12 protein-coding genes are annotated in these 16435 nt (G+C 68.8%); 8 read left to right on the top strand and 4 right to left on the bottom strand.

What is annotated here, in order from left to right:
• Window positions 1-188 precede the first annotated feature (188 nt).
• Window positions 189-2165 carry an APC family permease gene (locus SPF06_RS05150; RefSeq protein WP_323277892.1) on the bottom strand — a complete coding sequence of 659 codons (1977 nt, stop codon included), beginning with the start codon at window positions 2163-2165 and terminating at the stop codon, window positions 189-191.
• Between the two features lie 235 nt (window positions 2166-2400).
• Between SPF06_RS05150 and speB the strand changes: the two genes are divergently transcribed.
• From speB to SPF06_RS05130, 4 genes are all read left to right on the top strand, one after another.
• Window positions 2401-3414: an agmatinase gene (gene speB / locus SPF06_RS05145; RefSeq protein ID WP_323277891.1), complete on the top strand. Its 1014-nt coding sequence runs from the start codon at window positions 2401-2403 to the stop codon at window positions 3412-3414.
• A complete protein-coding gene (locus SPF06_RS05140; RefSeq protein WP_323277890.1) occupies window positions 3411-5105 on the top strand; it encodes a thiamine pyrophosphate-binding protein in 1695 nt (564 codons plus the stop codon). Before speB ends, SPF06_RS05140 begins: the two co-directional genes overlap by 4 nt.
• Before the next feature lie 164 nt (window positions 5106-5269).
• On the top strand, window positions 5270-5767 hold the full coding sequence (locus SPF06_RS05135) for a MarR family winged helix-turn-helix transcriptional regulator (RefSeq protein WP_323277889.1): 498 nt from the start codon (window positions 5270-5272) through the stop codon (window positions 5765-5767).
• Between the two features lie 16 nt (window positions 5768-5783).
• Entirely contained in the window at window positions 5784-7763 is a 1980-nt protein-coding gene (locus SPF06_RS05130; RefSeq protein WP_323278017.1) for an MDR family MFS transporter, read from the top strand.
• Window positions 7764-7783: 20 nt separating this feature from the next.
• Here the strand turns inward: SPF06_RS05130 and SPF06_RS05125 are convergent, their stop codons facing one another.
• Together SPF06_RS05125 and SPF06_RS05120 are read right to left on the bottom strand one after the other, a co-directional pair.
• Complete coding sequence (locus tag SPF06_RS05125; protein ID WP_323277888.1) at window positions 7784-8764, bottom strand: NAD(P)H-dependent flavin oxidoreductase; 981 nt, start codon at window positions 8762-8764, stop codon at window positions 7784-7786.
• A 17-nt stretch (window positions 8765-8781) separates the two neighbouring features.
• Window positions 8782-9237: an SRPBCC family protein gene (locus SPF06_RS05120; RefSeq protein WP_323277887.1), complete on the bottom strand. Its 456-nt coding sequence runs from the start codon at window positions 9235-9237 to the stop codon at window positions 8782-8784.
• Window positions 9238-9536: 299 nt separating this feature from the next.
• On the opposite strand from SPF06_RS05120, the gene SPF06_RS05115 reads away from it, so the two are divergent.
• On the top strand, window positions 9537-11315 hold the full coding sequence (locus SPF06_RS05115) for an ABC transporter ATP-binding protein (RefSeq protein ID WP_323277886.1): 1779 nt from the start codon (window positions 9537-9539) through the stop codon (window positions 11313-11315).
• Window positions 11316-11326: 11 nt separating this feature from the next.
• Window positions 11327-13357, top strand: a complete 2031-nt coding sequence (locus SPF06_RS05110; protein ID WP_428985713.1) for an ABC transporter ATP-binding protein — start codon at window positions 11327-11329, stop codon at window positions 13355-13357.
• 29 nt (window positions 13358-13386) lie between these two features.
• Here the strand turns inward: SPF06_RS05110 and SPF06_RS05105 are convergent, their stop codons facing one another.
• Entirely contained in the window at window positions 13387-13815 is a 429-nt protein-coding gene (locus SPF06_RS05105; RefSeq protein ID WP_323277884.1) for a pyridoxamine 5'-phosphate oxidase family protein, read from the bottom strand.
• A 146-nt stretch (window positions 13816-13961) separates the two neighbouring features.
• On the opposite strand from SPF06_RS05105, the gene SPF06_RS05100 reads away from it, so the two are divergent.
• Both SPF06_RS05100 and ureC read left to right on the top strand, forming a co-directional pair.
• Entirely contained in the window at window positions 13962-14264 is a 303-nt protein-coding gene (locus SPF06_RS05100) for an urease subunit gamma (protein ID WP_323277883.1), read from the top strand.
• Between the two features lie 9 nt (window positions 14265-14273).
• Window positions 14274-16421, top strand: coding sequence for an urease subunit alpha (ureC, locus tag SPF06_RS05095; RefSeq protein WP_323277882.1), 2148 nt, complete (start codon window positions 14274-14276; stop codon window positions 16419-16421).
• The last annotated feature ends 14 nt before the right edge of the window (window positions 16422-16435 follow it).

Genomic DNA, 16435 nt, shown 5'->3' with positions numbered 1-16435 from the left:
CGACCGATCCCGGATGCGGGCGCCAGAGGCTCTAGGGACTTCACCTTCGCACCGGCCCCTGGGGCCTGTCATGCGTATCCGGTACTTGAACTGTCTTGGGGACCGATGGGGGGACCACGTGGATCCTGGGGAACCAGTACTCAGCAGGTCCGGAACGGAGCCCTCGAAGGCGGACCAAGGCAGGAGCGTCAGCCCACGTGCACCCAAGGCCTCTCGGTGACGAGCGGCTCCGCCTCTCGCAGCACTTCGCGGGTCACAGGCGCGATCTCGCCTTCGCCGAAGAACAGGAACTTCGTGAGGTTCATGACCGGGTTGCCCTCGGTCCAGCGGAAGTAGATGTGGGGCATGAGCCCGGTCGCGTTGCGCAGGTGCAGGAGGATGGCCGCGAGCGTGTTGGGCACGTTGTTCGAGTGGACTTCGAGGACCTTGAACCCGTGCCGCTTGACGCCCCGCACGTCGAGCTCCTGCTCGAACTCGGAGCTGTCGTCCACCACGACCTCGATGAACAGGATCTCGGCGTCCTCGGGCAGGTGGTTCGCGGCGCGTGCGTGCTCGAGCTTGGACCGGTACCGCTCGGAGTCGAGCCGCTTGGGCTCGTGGGCGATGAGCCGGATCGGGCCCTCGTCGAGTTCGGCGAGGAACTCGAGCGCCTGCTCGTCGAGTTTGATGAGCGTTGCGCGGAGCTCGAAGGAGCGCCGGACGCGGGAGGCGAAGCTCACGATGACGATGAGGAGGATGAACACCGCCGCGATCCGGATGCCGTCGGGGCGTTCGAGCGAGTTCGCGACGGTCGTGTACAGGAACACGGCGCTGATGAAGCCGAAGGCCCACGTGAGGACGCGCTGCTTCTTGCGCCATGCGGAGAGCGTCACGGCGATCGCCGCGGAGGTCATGAGCACGAGGACACCGGTCGCGTACGCGCCACCCTGGGCGTCGACGTTGGCTTCGAAGATCCAGGTGATGATGAAGCCGATCGCCGTGAACACGAGCGTGAGCGGGCGGACAGCGCGGGCCCAGCCCGGCGCCATGCCGTAGCGCGGCAGGTAGCGGGGCACGAGGTTGAGGAGGCCCGCCATGGCGGATGCGCCGGCGAACCACAGGATCGCGATGGTCGAGATGTCGTAGACGGTGCCGAACCCGTCGCCCATGAACTGGTGCGCGAGGAACGCGAGGGCGCGGCCGTCGGCCTTGCCGCCCGGCTGGAACTCGGCCTCCGGGATGAGCGTGATGGTCATGAAGCTCGTCGTGATGAGGAACGCGGACATGATGAGTGCCGCGGTCGAGAGGAGGCGGTGCGTTCCGCGGATGCGCCCGGTGGGCTTCTCCTCGGTATCGTGCGCGTCGCCCTTGATCTGGGGCATGACGGCGACGCCGGTCTCGAAGCCGGAGAGGCCGAGGGCTAGCTTGGGGAACACGATGAGCGAGATGCCGATCATCGTGAGTGGGTCGCCGTGCTGGGTCAGGAGCGTCTGCCACCAGTTGACGACGGCCACGCCGTCCGTGAACAGGTGGCCGAAGCCGACGACGACGACGATCGCGTTGAGCACGAGGTAGGCCCCGACGAGGACCACGGCCACGTTGATGGCCTCGCGGAATCCCCGGAGGAACACGATGCCGAGGGCGGCGAGGAGCACCAGGGTGATGGTGATCTGCTGCCCGTGGAACGAGTCCGGAACGTAGGGGTTCTCGATGAGGTGGGCGCTCGCGTCGGCCGCGGAGAGCGTCATGGTGATCATGAAGTCCGTCGCCGCGAAGCCGAGGAGCGCGAGGACGAACAGCTTGCCGGTCCATCGCGGCATGAGCCGTTCGAGCATCGCGATCGAGCCCTCGCCCTTGAAGCTCTCCTTCGCGACGCGACGGTACACCGGGAGCGCTCCGAAGAGGGTGACGAGCACGAGGATGATGGTCGCCATGGGGGAGAGGAGTCCGGCGGCGACGGCGGCGATGGCGGGCTGGTACCCGAGGGTCGAGAAGTAGTCGACGCCGGTGAGGCACATGACCTTCCACCACGACTGCGGCGTGTGGTGCTCCTTCGGGACGCCGTGCGGCCCCTGGTGCTGGCCCGCAGCCTCGGGGATCCCCTCGAGCAGCCAGCGGCGGAAGCCGTGGGTGGTCGGCTTCCTGCGGTCTGACGGATCGGCCGGCGGCCGGGTGAGTGTCGACATGGCGTGCAGCTCCTTCGGTGTTCTGCAGGGAGCGTAGGCCCGCGAGCGGCCGCGGACGCCGTCCTTTATGGATCCTTAACGGCGTGTGTCCAAGGTGACATCGACGCGAGGCGAGTGGACGACGGCGGGGCGCACCCGCCGTCGTCCGCGTTGGCTATGTGGAAACAACAGGTGCATAAAAGGCAACTTTGCTGTAGCCTGAATCACAACCGATTTCACGCTATGGAGGGCACTCATGGAAGAGCTGCGCATCGAGGACAAAGGCCGACTCGGCCCCGTCGATTCCTCTCGCATCCCCCGCTTCGCCGGCGCCGCGACGTTCGCCCGGCTCCCGCGCCTCGATCAGGTCGCGCACGCGGACGTCGCCGTCGTCGGCGTTCCGTTCGACAGCGGCGTCTCATACCGCCCCGGCGCGCGCTTCGGCGCGAACCACGTGCGCGAGGCGAGCCGCCTGCTCCGCCCGTACAACCCGGCGCTCGACCTCTCGCCGTTCGCCGAGGCGCAGGTCGCCGACGCGGGGGACATGGCGGTCAACCCGTTCAACATCCATGAGGCCATCGAGGCGATCCAGCAGAACGCGCTCGACCTCACCGCCGGCGGCTCCCGCCTTCTGACCCTCGGCGGCGACCACACGATCGCGCTCCCGCTCCTCCGCGCCGCTGCGGAGCGCGCGGGCGGCCCCGTCGCGCTCCTGCACTTCGACGCCCACCTGGACACGTGGGACACGTACTTCGGCGCCGAATACACGCACGGCACCCCCTTCCGCCGCGCCGTCGAGGAGGGCATCCTCGACACCGACGCGCTCAGCCACGTGGGCACGCGCGGCCCGCTGTACGGCAAGAAGGACCTTGAGGACGATCGGCGCTTCGGCTTCGGCATCGTGACGTCGTCGGACGTCTACTACCAGGGCGTCCGCGAGATCGTCGCGAAGCTCCGCGACCGCATCGGCGAGCGCCCGCTGTACATCTCCGTCGACATCGACGTCCTCGACCCGGCGCACGCGCCCGGCACCGGCACCCCGGAGGCGGGCGGCATCACGAGCCGCGAGCTCCTCGAGATCATCCGCGGCCTGCGCGGGCTCAACCTCGCGGGCGCCGACGTCGTCGAGGTCTCCCCGGCCTACGACCATGCCGAGCTCACGGGCGTCGCCGCGAGCCACGTCGCGTACGACCTCGTCTCGCTCATGAGCGAGCTCCCCAAGCCCTCCGTTGCGACGGCGGGCCAGCGGACGACGGCGGGGGCGAAATGAACGCACTTTCGGCGGCAGAGCAGCGGGACCAGTACCGCAACGGCGGCGACCTCGTCGTCGAGACGCTTGAGGCCCTCGGGGCGAAGACCGTGTTCGGCATCCCCGGCCAGCACGCCCTCGGCCTCTTCGACGCGATGGGCCGCGGCAACCTCAAGTTCGTCTCGAGCCGCGTCGAGAACAACTCGGCGTTCGCGGCGGACGGCTACTCCCGCGCGACGGGCGAGGTCGGCGTGCTGTTCCTCTCGACCGGTCCCGGCGCGCTCACATCACTGGCGGGCCTGCAGGAGGCGTACGCGACGGGCGTCCCGATGGTCGTGATCGCGAGCCAGATCCCGCTCGAGGGCCTCGGCGCGCGCCGCAAGGGCATGCTGCACCAGCTCGACGACCAGAAGGCCTCGGCCGCGAACGTCACGAAGAGCCAACGGCTCATCCAGCACGCCTCGGGCATCCCGTCCGCGATCCAGGATGCGTGGACGGACGCGATCTCGTCGCCGCAGGGGCCGGTCTGGGTCGAGATCCCGCAGAACGTGCTCCTCGATCCCATCGTGGTCCCGCCCGTCGAGGATGCGCTCGCGGTCGCCGCGGACAACCCCCCGCGCGTCGAGCTCGTCCGCGAGGCCGTGAACTGGCTCGCCGATGCCAAGCGTCCCGCGATCATCGCGGGCGGCGGCACGCGCCGCGGCCACGCGGAGAAGTCGCTCCTCGCTCTCGCCGAACGGCTGCACGCGCCCGTCATCTGCACGCCGGGCGGCAATGGCGCGTTCCCGTGGACACATCCGCTCTCGCTCCAGTCATGGGTCGAGGACCGCCACATGACCGACGTCCTCGAGGACGCGGACGTGCTCGTCGTCGTCGGCTCCTCGCTCGGCGAGGTGACCTCGAACTACTTCACGTTCGAGCCGCGCGGCCGCATCATCCAGATCGACGCCGAACCGCGCGTGCTCGAATCGAACCGCCCGGGCCTCGGCATCCGAGCGGACGCGGGCCAGGCCCTCGCAGCGCTCAACACAGCGCTCGAGGCGGCGCCCGGAGCCGGCGCCGTCGCGCCCGACTGGCACGGCAAGACCCCAGAGCAGCTCGTCGCCGACTCGCTCGCCGCCGTCCGCGCGCGCCTCGAGTCGCAGGACCTCGCGAAGGAGCTCCGCTTCATGGCGGACATCCGCGCTGCCGTCCCGGACGACATGCAGACGTTCTGGGACATGACCATCGCGGCGTACTGGGGCTGGAGCTGCTGGGATGCCCGGCAGGGCCAGTTCCACTCCGCCCAGGGCGCGGGCGGCCTCGGGTTCGGCTTCCCGTCGGCGATCGGCGGCGCGGTGGGCCTCGAGACGATGGGCAGGCCGTCGCGCGTGCTCGCCGTCTCGGGCGACGGCTCGGCGATGTACTCGATCAGCGAGCTTGCGACGGCGAGGCAGCACAACGTGCCCGTCACGTGGCTCATCGTGGACGACGGCGGGTACGGGATCCTGCGCGAGTACATGATCGGCGCGTTCGGCAAGGCGACCGCGACCGAGCTCGCCCGTCCCGACTTCGTCAAGCTCGCCGAGTCCTTCGGCGTCCCGGCGCGACGCGTTGCGCCCGAGGGCGTGCGGGAGGCGCTCGAGGAGGGCTTCGCCGCGGACGGGCCGAACGTCGTCGTCGTCGAGACGCAGCTCAAGATGTTCGCGCCGACGCACCTCGAGGTGCAGTAGCGTAAGCACCCTCTCGTTGAGCCGTCACTTCCGCAGGGTCCGCACTCTGCGAAAGTGACGGCTCTCGGCGTTCAAGGACCCCGCATGGCCCTCATCACATTAGTTTGCCTAAGCAACCTTCGAGATATATAGTTGCTATAAGCAATCAATCGAGGGGAGTGGCCATGGCGGTAGAACCGCAGACAGTCCGGGCGCTCATCCACAGCGTGTTCGACCTGCAGCGCACGCTGCGCTGCGTCGCCCACGAGCACAGGGTCACCGATATCGGAGTGGCCGAGGCCGGCGTGCTCCGCATGATCGGCGAGGTCGGCGGCCGCGCGGTCCACATCGCCGAACGCCTCAGCGTGAGCGCCCCGGTGCTGAGCCGGCATGTCGCGGAGCTCGAGGAGCGGGGGCTCGTGGCCCGGCGGCCCGATCCGGAGGATCGCCGCGCCCAGCTGCTCGAGCTCACCGAGGCCGGCAAGGCCAAGCTCGCCGCGGTCGAGGAGGCGCGCACCTCGCTCCTCCTCGGGTTCCTGGAGGGCTGGGACGAAGACGAGGCAGCGGCGTGCGGCGACTCGATCCGGCGCCTCACCGACGCGCTCCGCACGGCAGGCCAGACCCAGCGCGCCCGCACCCTCGCCCACGACCACCAGAAGGAGGAAACCCTTGCTGCCCGCTGATGCACCGGCTCCGCAGATGAGCCACCGTCAGATCCTCGAGGCCCTCACGGGCCTCCTCGCCGCGTTCTTCACCGCGATCCTCAGCAGCACGATCGTCTCTAACGCCCTCCCGACCATCATGGCGGACCTCAAGGGCACGCAGACCGACTTCGCGTGGGTCATCACCGCGTCGCTCCTCGCGAGCGCCGTGACGGTGCCGATCTGGGGCAAGCTCGCGGACCTCTTCGACAAGAAGCTCCTCACGCAGCTCAACATCGTGATCTTCGTGATCGGCTCGGTCGTCGCGGGGCTCTCCCAAACCATCCCCGAGATGATCGCGGCGCGCGTCGTGCAGGGGGTCGGCATGGGCGGCCTCATGGCGCTCGCGCAGGCCATCCTCGGCGCGATGATCCCGCCGCGCGACCGCGGCCGGTACTCGGGCTACATGGGAGCCGTCATGGCGGTCGGCACGGCGGGCGGCCCGCTCCTCGGCGGCTTCATCGTGGACTCGCCGCTCGGCTGGCGCTGGACGTTCTTCGTGTGCGTCCCGCTCGCCATCATCTCGCTCGTCGTCATCCAGGCGACGCTCAAGCTCAAGCACGTCCGCCGGCACGCGAAGATCGACTGGCTGGGCGCGATCCTCCTCACGGCGTCGGTGAGCACGCTCCTCATCTGGGTCTCGTTCGCGGGCCAGCCCGACTACTACGACTGGTGGTCGTGGCAGACAGCCGCGATGGTCGGCGGCTCGGTCGTGGGCATCCTCCTGCTCATCCTCGTCGAATCGAAGGTCGCGCAGCCGATCATCCCGCTCAAGATCGTCGCGAACCGCACGACGGCCCTCAGCATCATCGCCTCCGCAGCAGTCGGCGTCTCGATGTACGCGTCGTCGTCGTTCATCGGCCAGTATTTCCAGGTGGCGCGCGGCGCGACGCCTACCGAGGCGGGCCTCCTCACGCTCCCGATGATCGCGGGCAACTTCCTCGGCTCCGTTGTGACGGGCCAGCTGATCACGCGCTTCGGCAAGTGGAAGGGCTACCTCCTCGCAGGCACCGTCTTCATCGTGGGCGGCATGGGCCTCCTCGGCACGATCGACCACTCGACCGACCTCACCATCACGGGCGTGTACTCGTTCGTCCTGGGCGTGGGCCTCGGCATGACGATGCAGAACCTCGTCCTCGCGGTCCAGAACACGGTTCCGGTCACGGTCATCGGTGCCGCGAGCTCGACCGTCGCGTTCTTCCGCTCCGTCTTCGGCGCGATCGGCGTCTCGGTGCTGGGCGCGGTCCTCAACAACCGCTCGGGCGAGCTCATCACGCAGGGCCTCCAGGCCAAGGGCATCAAGACGGCCTCCGGGGGCGGCGCGAGCCTCGACATCAAGGACATGCCGGCCCCGATCGCGGACATCGTCCGTGGCGCGTTCGGCGACGCCTCGGCCCGCGTGTTCCTCATCGCGGGCATCGTCGGGATCGTCGCCTTCCTCGCGGTCCTCTTCATCAAGGAAGTTCCGCTGCGCCGCACGGTGGACATCGTCAAGCCCGCAGCGCAGGCGGCGGGCGACGGCGGCGCGGCACCCGAGGCGGCCGGCTCGCCGTCGCCCGATGGCGCCCTGGGCGACGCGACGCTGAGCCCGACTCGCCGCGCGGCCGTGCGGGCGGCCCTCGCGGCCCGTTCCGCCGAGGACTCGGCCCTCGACACCGAGCTCCAGCTGCTCCTCGCCGAGGCGGGGGAGGCGCCGTCCGCGGTGCCGACGACGACGGCGCAGACCCTCGCCGCGCTCCAGGAGACCCAGCGGCTCCTCGCGGGCCAGCAGGCGCAGCTCGGGGGCCTCATGGCCCGCCTCGCGGACCAGCTCGCGGCCCAGCAGGAGCTCGCCGCGAAGCACGAGCTCGCCGCGAGGCAGCAGGCCGAGACCGCGGGCGAACTGGCCCGGCTCCACGCGGAGCTCGACGCCGAGCGGGAGCTCCAGAAGGAGGCCGCGTTCTACCTCGCGACGCGGGGCCGCCACAGCGCGAGCTAGGGCGTGTCTCCCTTGACGCCCTAAGCCTCGGCGAAGTGCCGCGCCAAGGCGAGGGCGCGTGAGGCCTCCGCAACGAGTCGGGAGACGATCTCGGCGGCAGGCAGTATCTCGCGGATCAGGCCGGCCGACTGCCCTCCGAAGGGCACGAACTCCTCCATCCGGCCCTGCTGGATTCCGTCCGCCATTTCCTGCTTCAACTCTTCTGCACGCGCGGCAGCGCCAGCCGAATCGGCCTCCCACCTCCGGATGAACTCGGTCTCGAGCGCTCGTGGAACGACGTCGAAGGCGCCGTTTCCCGGTTTGGGGAAGATCTGGTCCCACACGGGAGCCTTGACGGCGGCAGCCGAGCCAGCCGCGATGATGGCCCGCTTCCAGGCTTCACTGATCGAGGCCTCGACCGAGGCGAGGAAACGAGTCCCGATGTTGGCGCCTTGGGCACCCAGCACCACTGCGGCGGCGAGCCCGCGACCGTCGGCGATTCCTCCGGCCGCGAGTACGGGAAGGGGGTCGACGGCGTCGACCACTTGCGGTACGAGCGCAGCCATGCCGATCGTCCCGCCGAAGCCGCCCGCCTCGGTCCCCTGGGCGATGACGACGTCCACGCCGCGCTCGGCGGCAAGAAGCGCCTGCTCAACGGTGTGGACCTGCTGGATGAAAAGGGCCCCCGCGTCATGTGCCCGCCGCGGGATCGCACCTGGATCACCCAGAGCCAACGACACGATGGGCACGCCGAGCTCGAGCACGACGTCGATCGAATCGGAGTGCTGCTGAAGCCATGGCTGCGTGAAGTTCACGACGAAGGGCCTGTCGGTTGACTCCTTGAGCAGCCGAACCTGGGCCCGGAGATCGTCGTGAGGCCGAAGCGAACCTCCCAAAGTTCCAAGCGCACCGGCGTTTGAAACCGCCGCTGCCAATGCGGCCCCGCTGCCGAAGGGCCCCATGCCGGCTTGGAGGATTGGGTGTTCGATTCCAAGCAAGCCGCACACCGGTGTTCGAAGCATGGTCTTTCCTTCCAGAGTCAGTGCTTTTCGTCTTCCAAGACAGCGAGGCCACGCTTGAATGACGCGGCGACCGGCTTGCCTTTGGACATCCGGATCATCCTGCAGATCACCCGGCCCATGACGCTGTTGCCGGTGCGGTCCCACGTGACGCGGACGACGCTGCCGCCGTCGCGGCCGGGTTGGATCGTGGCCGCCACGTAGCTGCCTGGCGCGGAGAAATTGCTCTCCTGAACCGTCCAGCGAACCGAGTGCGGGTCGGACCAGTCGTAGCGCTCGCGTGCCCAGATCTTCCCGCCGGGACCCTTGCTTCCCTCGCGGACCTCCGCCGTGGTCTCGTCGACCGAATAGACCTCGTAGAGGGAGGGCTCGATACCCGGCCACAGTTGCGGCCTACGCCCGGAGAAATCGATCAGCGCGCCGCGCACCTTTTCCGGGCTGGCAGTTGTCTCCATTTCGAATTCGATCGCGCTCATGGCTCCAGCATCGCGCTGACGCTTCCGAGAGGCATCGCGCAATCACGCTATTTTCGGGAGGGCCCTAGCCGATGCATGGCACTTGGGGGCTGCCGTCCCGACCCCTCCGGCAGGCTGCGGACAGCCGCTGTCCGCAGCCTGTCAGATTACTCCCTAGGGAGGATCCCCAGCGCGAGAACTCGGGTCTACTCTGGAGTCTGCTCCACCGAGCCTCCCCCGTGGAGTGCGCTCCACGGCCTGTGCTCCAGAGCGGGTCTGGTGAGCGTCGCCCGGTTCGGGCCTGACCCAAAAGGACACCGATGCTGTTCACTCTGCTCAAGCGCTTCGGCGCCCGCTATTGGCCATGGATCCTGGCCGTGGCGGTGTTCCAGCTCGCGACAACCATCGCGACCCTGTACCTCCCGAGCCTCAACGCCCAGATCATCGACCAGGGCGTCGCGAAGGGCGACACGGATTACATCTGGCGCCAGGGGGGCATGATGCTCGGAGTGGCCCTCGCCCAGGTCGTGGCGGCCATCCTCGCCGTCTACTTCGGCTCGAAGACTTCGATGGCGTTCGGCCGCGACCTCCGCCGCGGGGTCTTCCGCAAGGTCTCGTCCTTCTCGTCGCAGGACGTTCAGCGGTTCGGCGCCCCGACCCTCATCACGCGCGGGACGAACGACGTCCAGCAGGTCCAGATGGTCCTGCTCGTGGGCCTCAACTTCATGGTCTCGACCCCCATCATGTGCGTGGGCGGCATCATCATGGCGCTGCGCGAGGACGTGGGCCTCTCGTGGCTCGTGTGGGTCTCGGTCCCGCTCCTGTTCGCCGTGGTCGGCTACCTCGTGTACCTGCTCATGCCGCTGTTCCGCGGCATGCAGGCGAAGATCGACGGGATCAACGGGGTTCTCCGCGAGCAGATCATCGGCATTCGCGTGGTCCGCGCGTTCGTGCGGGAGCCGTACGAGGAGGAGCGCTTCGGCGCCGCCAACAAGGCCCTCACGGACGTGTCCGTGAAGGTGGGCTCGATCTTCGTGCTCATGTTCCCGGTCATCATGATCTTCCTGCACCTCGCGACGGCGGCCGTCCTCTACTTCGGCGGGCAGCGCGTCGATTCGGGGGACATGCAGGTCGGCTCGCTCACGGCCTTCATGCAATACCTCCTGCAGATCCTCATGGCGGTCATGATGGGCACCTTCATGGCGATGATGGTTCCGCGCGCGATGGTGTGCGCGGATCGCATCGGGGAGGTCCTCGACGTCGAGCCGTCGATGCGCGAGCCCGAGAACCCGATCAGTCCCGCGCGGCGGGACGGCGTCGTCGAGTTCCGCGACGTCTCGTTCTCCTACCCGGGCGCCGAGAAGCCCGTCCTGAGCGGCATCTCGTTCACGGCCCGCCCCGGCCAGACCCTCGCGATCATCGGCGCGACGGGCTCCGGCAAGACCACTCTGCTCAACCTCGTGCCGCGGCTCTTCGACACGGCGGGCGGAGAAGTGCTCCTTGACGGCGCGCCCGTCGGGCAGCTCGACAGGCACGAGATCACGTCCCGCGTGGCCATGGTCCCGCAGCGCCCGTACCTGTTCTCGGGCACGATCGAGCACAACCTCCGCTTCGGGCGGCAGGACGCGACCGACGACGAGCTGTGGGAGGCGCTCGACGTCGCCCAGGCGTCGGGCTTCGTCCGGGAGAAGCCGCACGGCCTCGGCTCGCGGATCGCGCAGGGCGGCACGAACGTCTCCGGCGGCCAGCGCCAGCGCCTGTGCATCGCGAGGGCCCTCGTCGCCCAGCCGAAGGTGTACCTCTTCGACGACTCATTCTCGGCGCTCGACGTCACGACCGACGCGAGGCTGCGGCGCGCGCTCCGGGCGCGCACGGCGGACGCGACGGTCATCATCGTCGCCCAGCGCGTCTCGACCATCGTCGACGCCGACCAGATCCTTGTGCTCGAGAACGGGCGCATCGTGGACCGCGGCACGCACGAGGAACTGCTCGAGACGTCGCCGACCTATCAGGAGATCGTGCAGTCGCAGATCTCGGCCGAAGAGGCCGAGAGCGTCGCGGGCACGGTTGGCACGGAGGCTGTGGGGGAGATCGCATGAGCACCGAGAACATGGACAGCCAGAACTCGAAGGCCGCAGGCTACGCTGCCCACGAGGAGGTCGAGGAGGAAGAGTACCGCCCGACCGAGGCCGACGGCGGCGCGTGGGGCTCGATGCCGGCGAAGAAGGCGAAGAACTTCGGCCCGAGCGCGAAGCGCCTCATCGGCCTGCTCAAGCCCGAGGCGGGGAGGATGGCGATCGTCGTCGTCTTCATCATCGTCTCGGTCGTGCTCACCGTGATTGCCCCGAAGATCCTCGGCAAGGCCATGGACGTCATCTTCGCGGGCGTCATCGGGAAGCAGATGCCGGCGGGCGCCTCGAAGGAGCAGATCGTCGAGGGCCTCCGCGCCCAGGGCCAGAACAACTTCGCGGACATGCTCTCGGGCATGAACCTGGTTCCCGGCAGGGGCATCGACTTCAACGAGCTCACCTTCCTCATCGCCGTCATCCTGCTCATGTACTTCGTGGCCGGGATCTTCATGTGGGCCCAGGGCTTCCTCCTCAACCGGCTCGTGATGCGCGTGGTCTCCGGGCTGCGCCGCGACGTCGAGGCGAAGCTCAACCGGCTCCCGCTCGGCTACTTCGACACGCGCCAGCGCGGCGACGTGCTCTCGCGCGTGACGAACGACGTCGACAACATCCAGCAGGCGCTCCAGCAGGCCTTCTCGCAGCTGCTCTCGTCGCTGCTCCAGGTGGCCGGCATCGTCGTCATGATGTTCATCGTGTCGTGGCAGCTCGCGCTCATCGCCCTCATCGCGCTCCCGCTCTCGGGCGTCGTCGCGGGAGTGATCGGCTCGCGGAGCCAGAAGCTCTTCCAGGCGCAGTGGAAGAACACCGGCGCGCTCAACGGCCAGATCGAGGAGTCGTTCTCGGGCCACGAGCTCGCGACCGTGTTCGGCCGGCAGGAGGACATGGTCACGCGCTTCGACGCGAAGAACGAGGAGCTGTACCAGGCCTCGTTCGGCGCCCAGTTCGTCTCGGGCATGATCTTCCCGATCATGAACTGGGTGAGCTACCTCGCGTACGTGGGCATCGCCGTCATCGGCGGCCTCCGGGTCGCGGCGGGGCAGATGAGCCTCGGCGACGCGACGGCCTTCATCCAGTACTCGCGCGAGTTCACGCAGCCGCTCGGCCAGATCGCGGGCATGGCGAACATGCTCCAGTCCGGCGTGGCCTCGGCGGAGCGCACGTTCGAGCTGCTCGACGCCGAGGAGCAGGAGCCGGAGACGGCCACGGATCATCTCCCGGAGGTCACCGACGGCCACGTGACGTTCGAGAACGTGTCCTTCTCCTACACCGAGGACAAGCCGCTCATCGAGGACCTCTCGCTCACGGCCGAGCCCGGCCACACGGTCGCGATCGTGGGCCCGACGGGTGCCGGCAAGACGACGCTCGTGAACCTCGTCATGCGGTTCTACGAGATCCAGTCGGGCCGGATCACGCTCGACGGGGTCGACATCCGCGATCTCTCGCGGGCCGAGCTGCGCTCGAAGGTGGGCATGGTCCTCCAGGACGCGTGGCTCTTCGGCGGCACGATCTACGACAACATCCGCTACGGCAACCTCGACGCGACCGAGGAGCAGGTCATGGCCGCCGCGAAGGCGACGTACGTAGACCGCTTCGTGCGCGCGCTTCCGGACGGCTATGAAACGGTCATCGACGAGGAGGGTACGAACGTCTCCGCGGGCGAGAAGCAGCTCATCACGATCGCCCGCGCGTTCGTCTCGAACCCGTCGCTGCTCATCCTCGATGAGGCGACGTCCTCGGTGGACACGCGCACCGAGCTGCTCGTCCAGAAGGCCATGCGCGCGCTGCGGACGGACCGCACGTCCTTCGTCATCGCGCACCGGCTCTCGACCATCCGCGACGCGGACACGATCCTCGTCATGGAGAACGGCCGGATCGTCGAGCAGGGCAACCACGACGAGCTGCTCGACCGGCGCGGCGCGTACCACCGCCTGTACATGAGCCAGTTCGCAGGCGGCCAGGACCTCGACGCAGAGGCGGCGGCCGCGTCGTCGTCGATGTCCTCGCCTTCCTGAGGCGAGCCTGACGCGTTCCCGGGGGCCGCTCAGGCCTCCGGGTCGCTGCCCAGGAGGAAGTGCCGCCCCTCGACGCGGCTGGGCTGAATCTCGACGTACACGTTCTTGAGGGCGGGAAGCCACGTTTCGAGCCCGGCTTGCTCCGCGCTCTCGATCTCCCACCGATGCTCGAGAATCCGCGCGTTCCCCTTGACCACGACGCTCCACGCCTCGCCGTCGAGCACGGCGTCGGCCTCGAAGGCGACCTTCCCGCCGATCACGACTTCGGCGAGCTTCGTGCCGGGCGTCGTGCGGATGAGCAGCTTGTGACCGACCGCCTTGACATTGATGGGAACGACGTCGAGCACCCCGGCCGCGTAGGTCGCGAGCCTGCCGTACGCGGCCCGCTCGAGCAGCTGCCAGCTCTCGTCCTCGGTGAGCACCTTGACCGGGTCGTTGTCCTTGTGGTCGTAAAGCATGTCATCCCCCTTGATCGCCGGGTACGTTTCAATGCTAGGAGGCCTCGTCTGGGGCGCACCTGAGCCCTTGGTCCCTAGCCGGAAATGTCCGGGTAACATGAGCCGCCTAGCATCGCCAGTGACGTCGTCCCACGTGAGGAGAAGGCATGAGGCTCAGCCCGCGCGAACAGGAGAAGCTCATGATCGTCGTCGCCGCCGATCTTGCGAGGCGGCGGCAGGCGCGCGGGCTCAGGCTCAACTATCCCGAGGCGGTCGCGATCCTCAGCTATGAGCTCATCGAGGGCGCCCGCGACGGCCGCTCGGTCGCCGAGCTCATGAGCTGGGGCACCACGATCCTCTCGCGCGAGGACGTCATGGAGGGCGTGCCCGAGATGATCCACGACGTCCAGATCGAGGCCACGTTCCCGGACGGAACGAAGCTCGTCACCGTCCACGAGCCGATCCGCTAGGAGACAGCGATGGAAGAACAAGTCGTTCCGGGCCAGACCCTCCCTGCGGCGGGCGAGATCGTGCTCAACGCGGGGCGTCCCGTGACGGAGCTCGACGTCACCAACACGGGGGACCGCCCCATCCAGGTCGGCTCGCACTACCACTTCGCCGAGACGAACGAGGCCCTCGACTTCGACCGCGACGCTGCGCGCGGCCGCCGCCTCGACATCCCCGCCGGCACCGCTGTCCGCTTTGAGCCCGGCGACCGCAAGACGGTCCGCCTCGTCCCGCTCGGCGGCAACCGCGAGGTCTACGGGCTGCGGAACCTCACGGACGGGCCGCTTGACGCGAACGACGACGGCGCCGTCGCCGCGGGTGCCGCCGCGGCAGGTTCCGCCGCCGCGGGAGGCGAGGCCGCGCCGTCGTCCGCTCCCTCGGGCGAGGCGCTGCCCAACCGGGCGATCCCGCGGGCCCAGTACGCCCAGCTCTACGGCCCGACGACGGGCGACCGCGTGCGCCTCGGCGACACGGGACTCTTCGCCGAAGTCGAGTGGGACCTCACGACGTACGGCGAGGAGGTCGTGTTCGGCGGCGGGAAGGTGCTGCGCGACGGCATGGGCCAGAACGGCCGGGCGACGAGGGGCGGCGGTGAGGTGCCGGACACCGTCATCACGAACGCGCTCGTCGTCGACTACACGGGCATCTACAAGGCGGACGTCGCGCTGCGCAACGGGCACATCTTCGCCATCGGCAAGGCCGGCAACCCTGATCTGCAGGACGGCGTGGACATCGTGGTCGGCGCGTCGACGGAGATCATCGCGGGGGAGCGGAAGATCCTCACGGCGGGCGGCATCGACACCCACATCCACTTCATCTCGCCGGACCAGGTGCCGACGGCGCTCGCCTCCGGCATCACGACCATGATCGGCGGCGGCACGGGCCCCGCCGAGGGCACGAAGGCGACGACGGTCACGCCGGGCGCGTGGCATCTCGCCCGGATGCTCGAGGCGGCGGAGGGCCTGCCGATGAACTTCGGCTTCTTGGGCAAGGGCCACGCGAGCAGCACCGAGCCGCTCGCCGAGCAGATCGAGGCGGGCGCGATCGGCCTCAAGATCCACGAGGACTGGGGTGCGACGCACGCCTCGATCGACACGTCGCTGCGCGTCGCGGACCAGTACGACGTGCAGATCGCCATCCACACGGACACGCTCAACGAGTGCGGCTTCCTCGAGGACACGATCGCGGCGATCGGCGACCGCGTCATCCACACGTTCCACACCGAGGGCGCGGGCGGCGGGCACGCGCCGGACATCATCGCGATCGCGGGCCAGCCGAACGTCCTGCCCTCGTCGACCAATCCGACGAACCCGTTCACGCGCAACACCGCCGAAGAGCACCTCGACATGCTCATGGTGTGCCACCACCTGAGCCCGCAGATCCCCGAGGACGTCGCGTTCGCGGATTCGCGGATCCGGCCCGAGACGATCGCGGCCGAGGACGTGCTCCACGATCTCGGCGTGTTCTCGATCATGTCGAGCGACTCGCAGGCCATGGGCCGCGTCGGCGAGGTCGTGACGCGCACGTGGCAGCTCGCGGACAAGATGAAGGCGCAGCGGGGGGCGCTCGCGCCGGCCGACGGCGGGGACGCGGGCCCCGCCGACAACTTCCGGATCAAGCGCTACGTCGCGAAGTACACGATCAACCCTGCGATCGCGCAGGGCATTGCGGACTCCGTGGGGTCCGTCGAGGTCGGCAAGTTCGCGGACCTCGTCCTGTGGGACCCGGCGTTCTTCGGCGTCAAGCCGGATCTGGTGATCAAGGGCGGCACGATCGCGAACTCGGTCATGGGCGATCCCAACGCCTCGATCCCCACGCCGCAGCCGCAGACCCTGCGGATGGCGTGGGCGGCGTATGGCCGCAGCGTCGAAAGCTCCTCGATCACGTTCCTCTCGCGCGCCGCGATCGACCTCGGCGTGCCGGAGCGTCTCGGGCTGCGGAAGCACATCCGCGCCGTCGGCGGCATCCGCTCGCTGCGCAAGGCGGACCTTCCGTTCAACGGCGAGACGCCGAGCCTCGAGGTGGACCCCGAGACGTACGAGGTGAGGGTCGACGGCGAGCTCGCCACGTGCGAACCTGCTGAGACCCTGCCGCTCGCCCAACGCTATTTCCTGTTCTGATTTCTCTTGGGGTT

This window comes from Sinomonas terricola, assembly GCF_034931225.1.
GTDB classification, from domain to species: domain Bacteria; phylum Actinomycetota; class Actinomycetes; order Actinomycetales; family Micrococcaceae; genus Sinomonas; species Sinomonas terricola.
The sequence above is the reverse complement of the archived record's forward strand: the minus strand, read 5'-3'. Positions and strand labels throughout refer to the sequence as shown.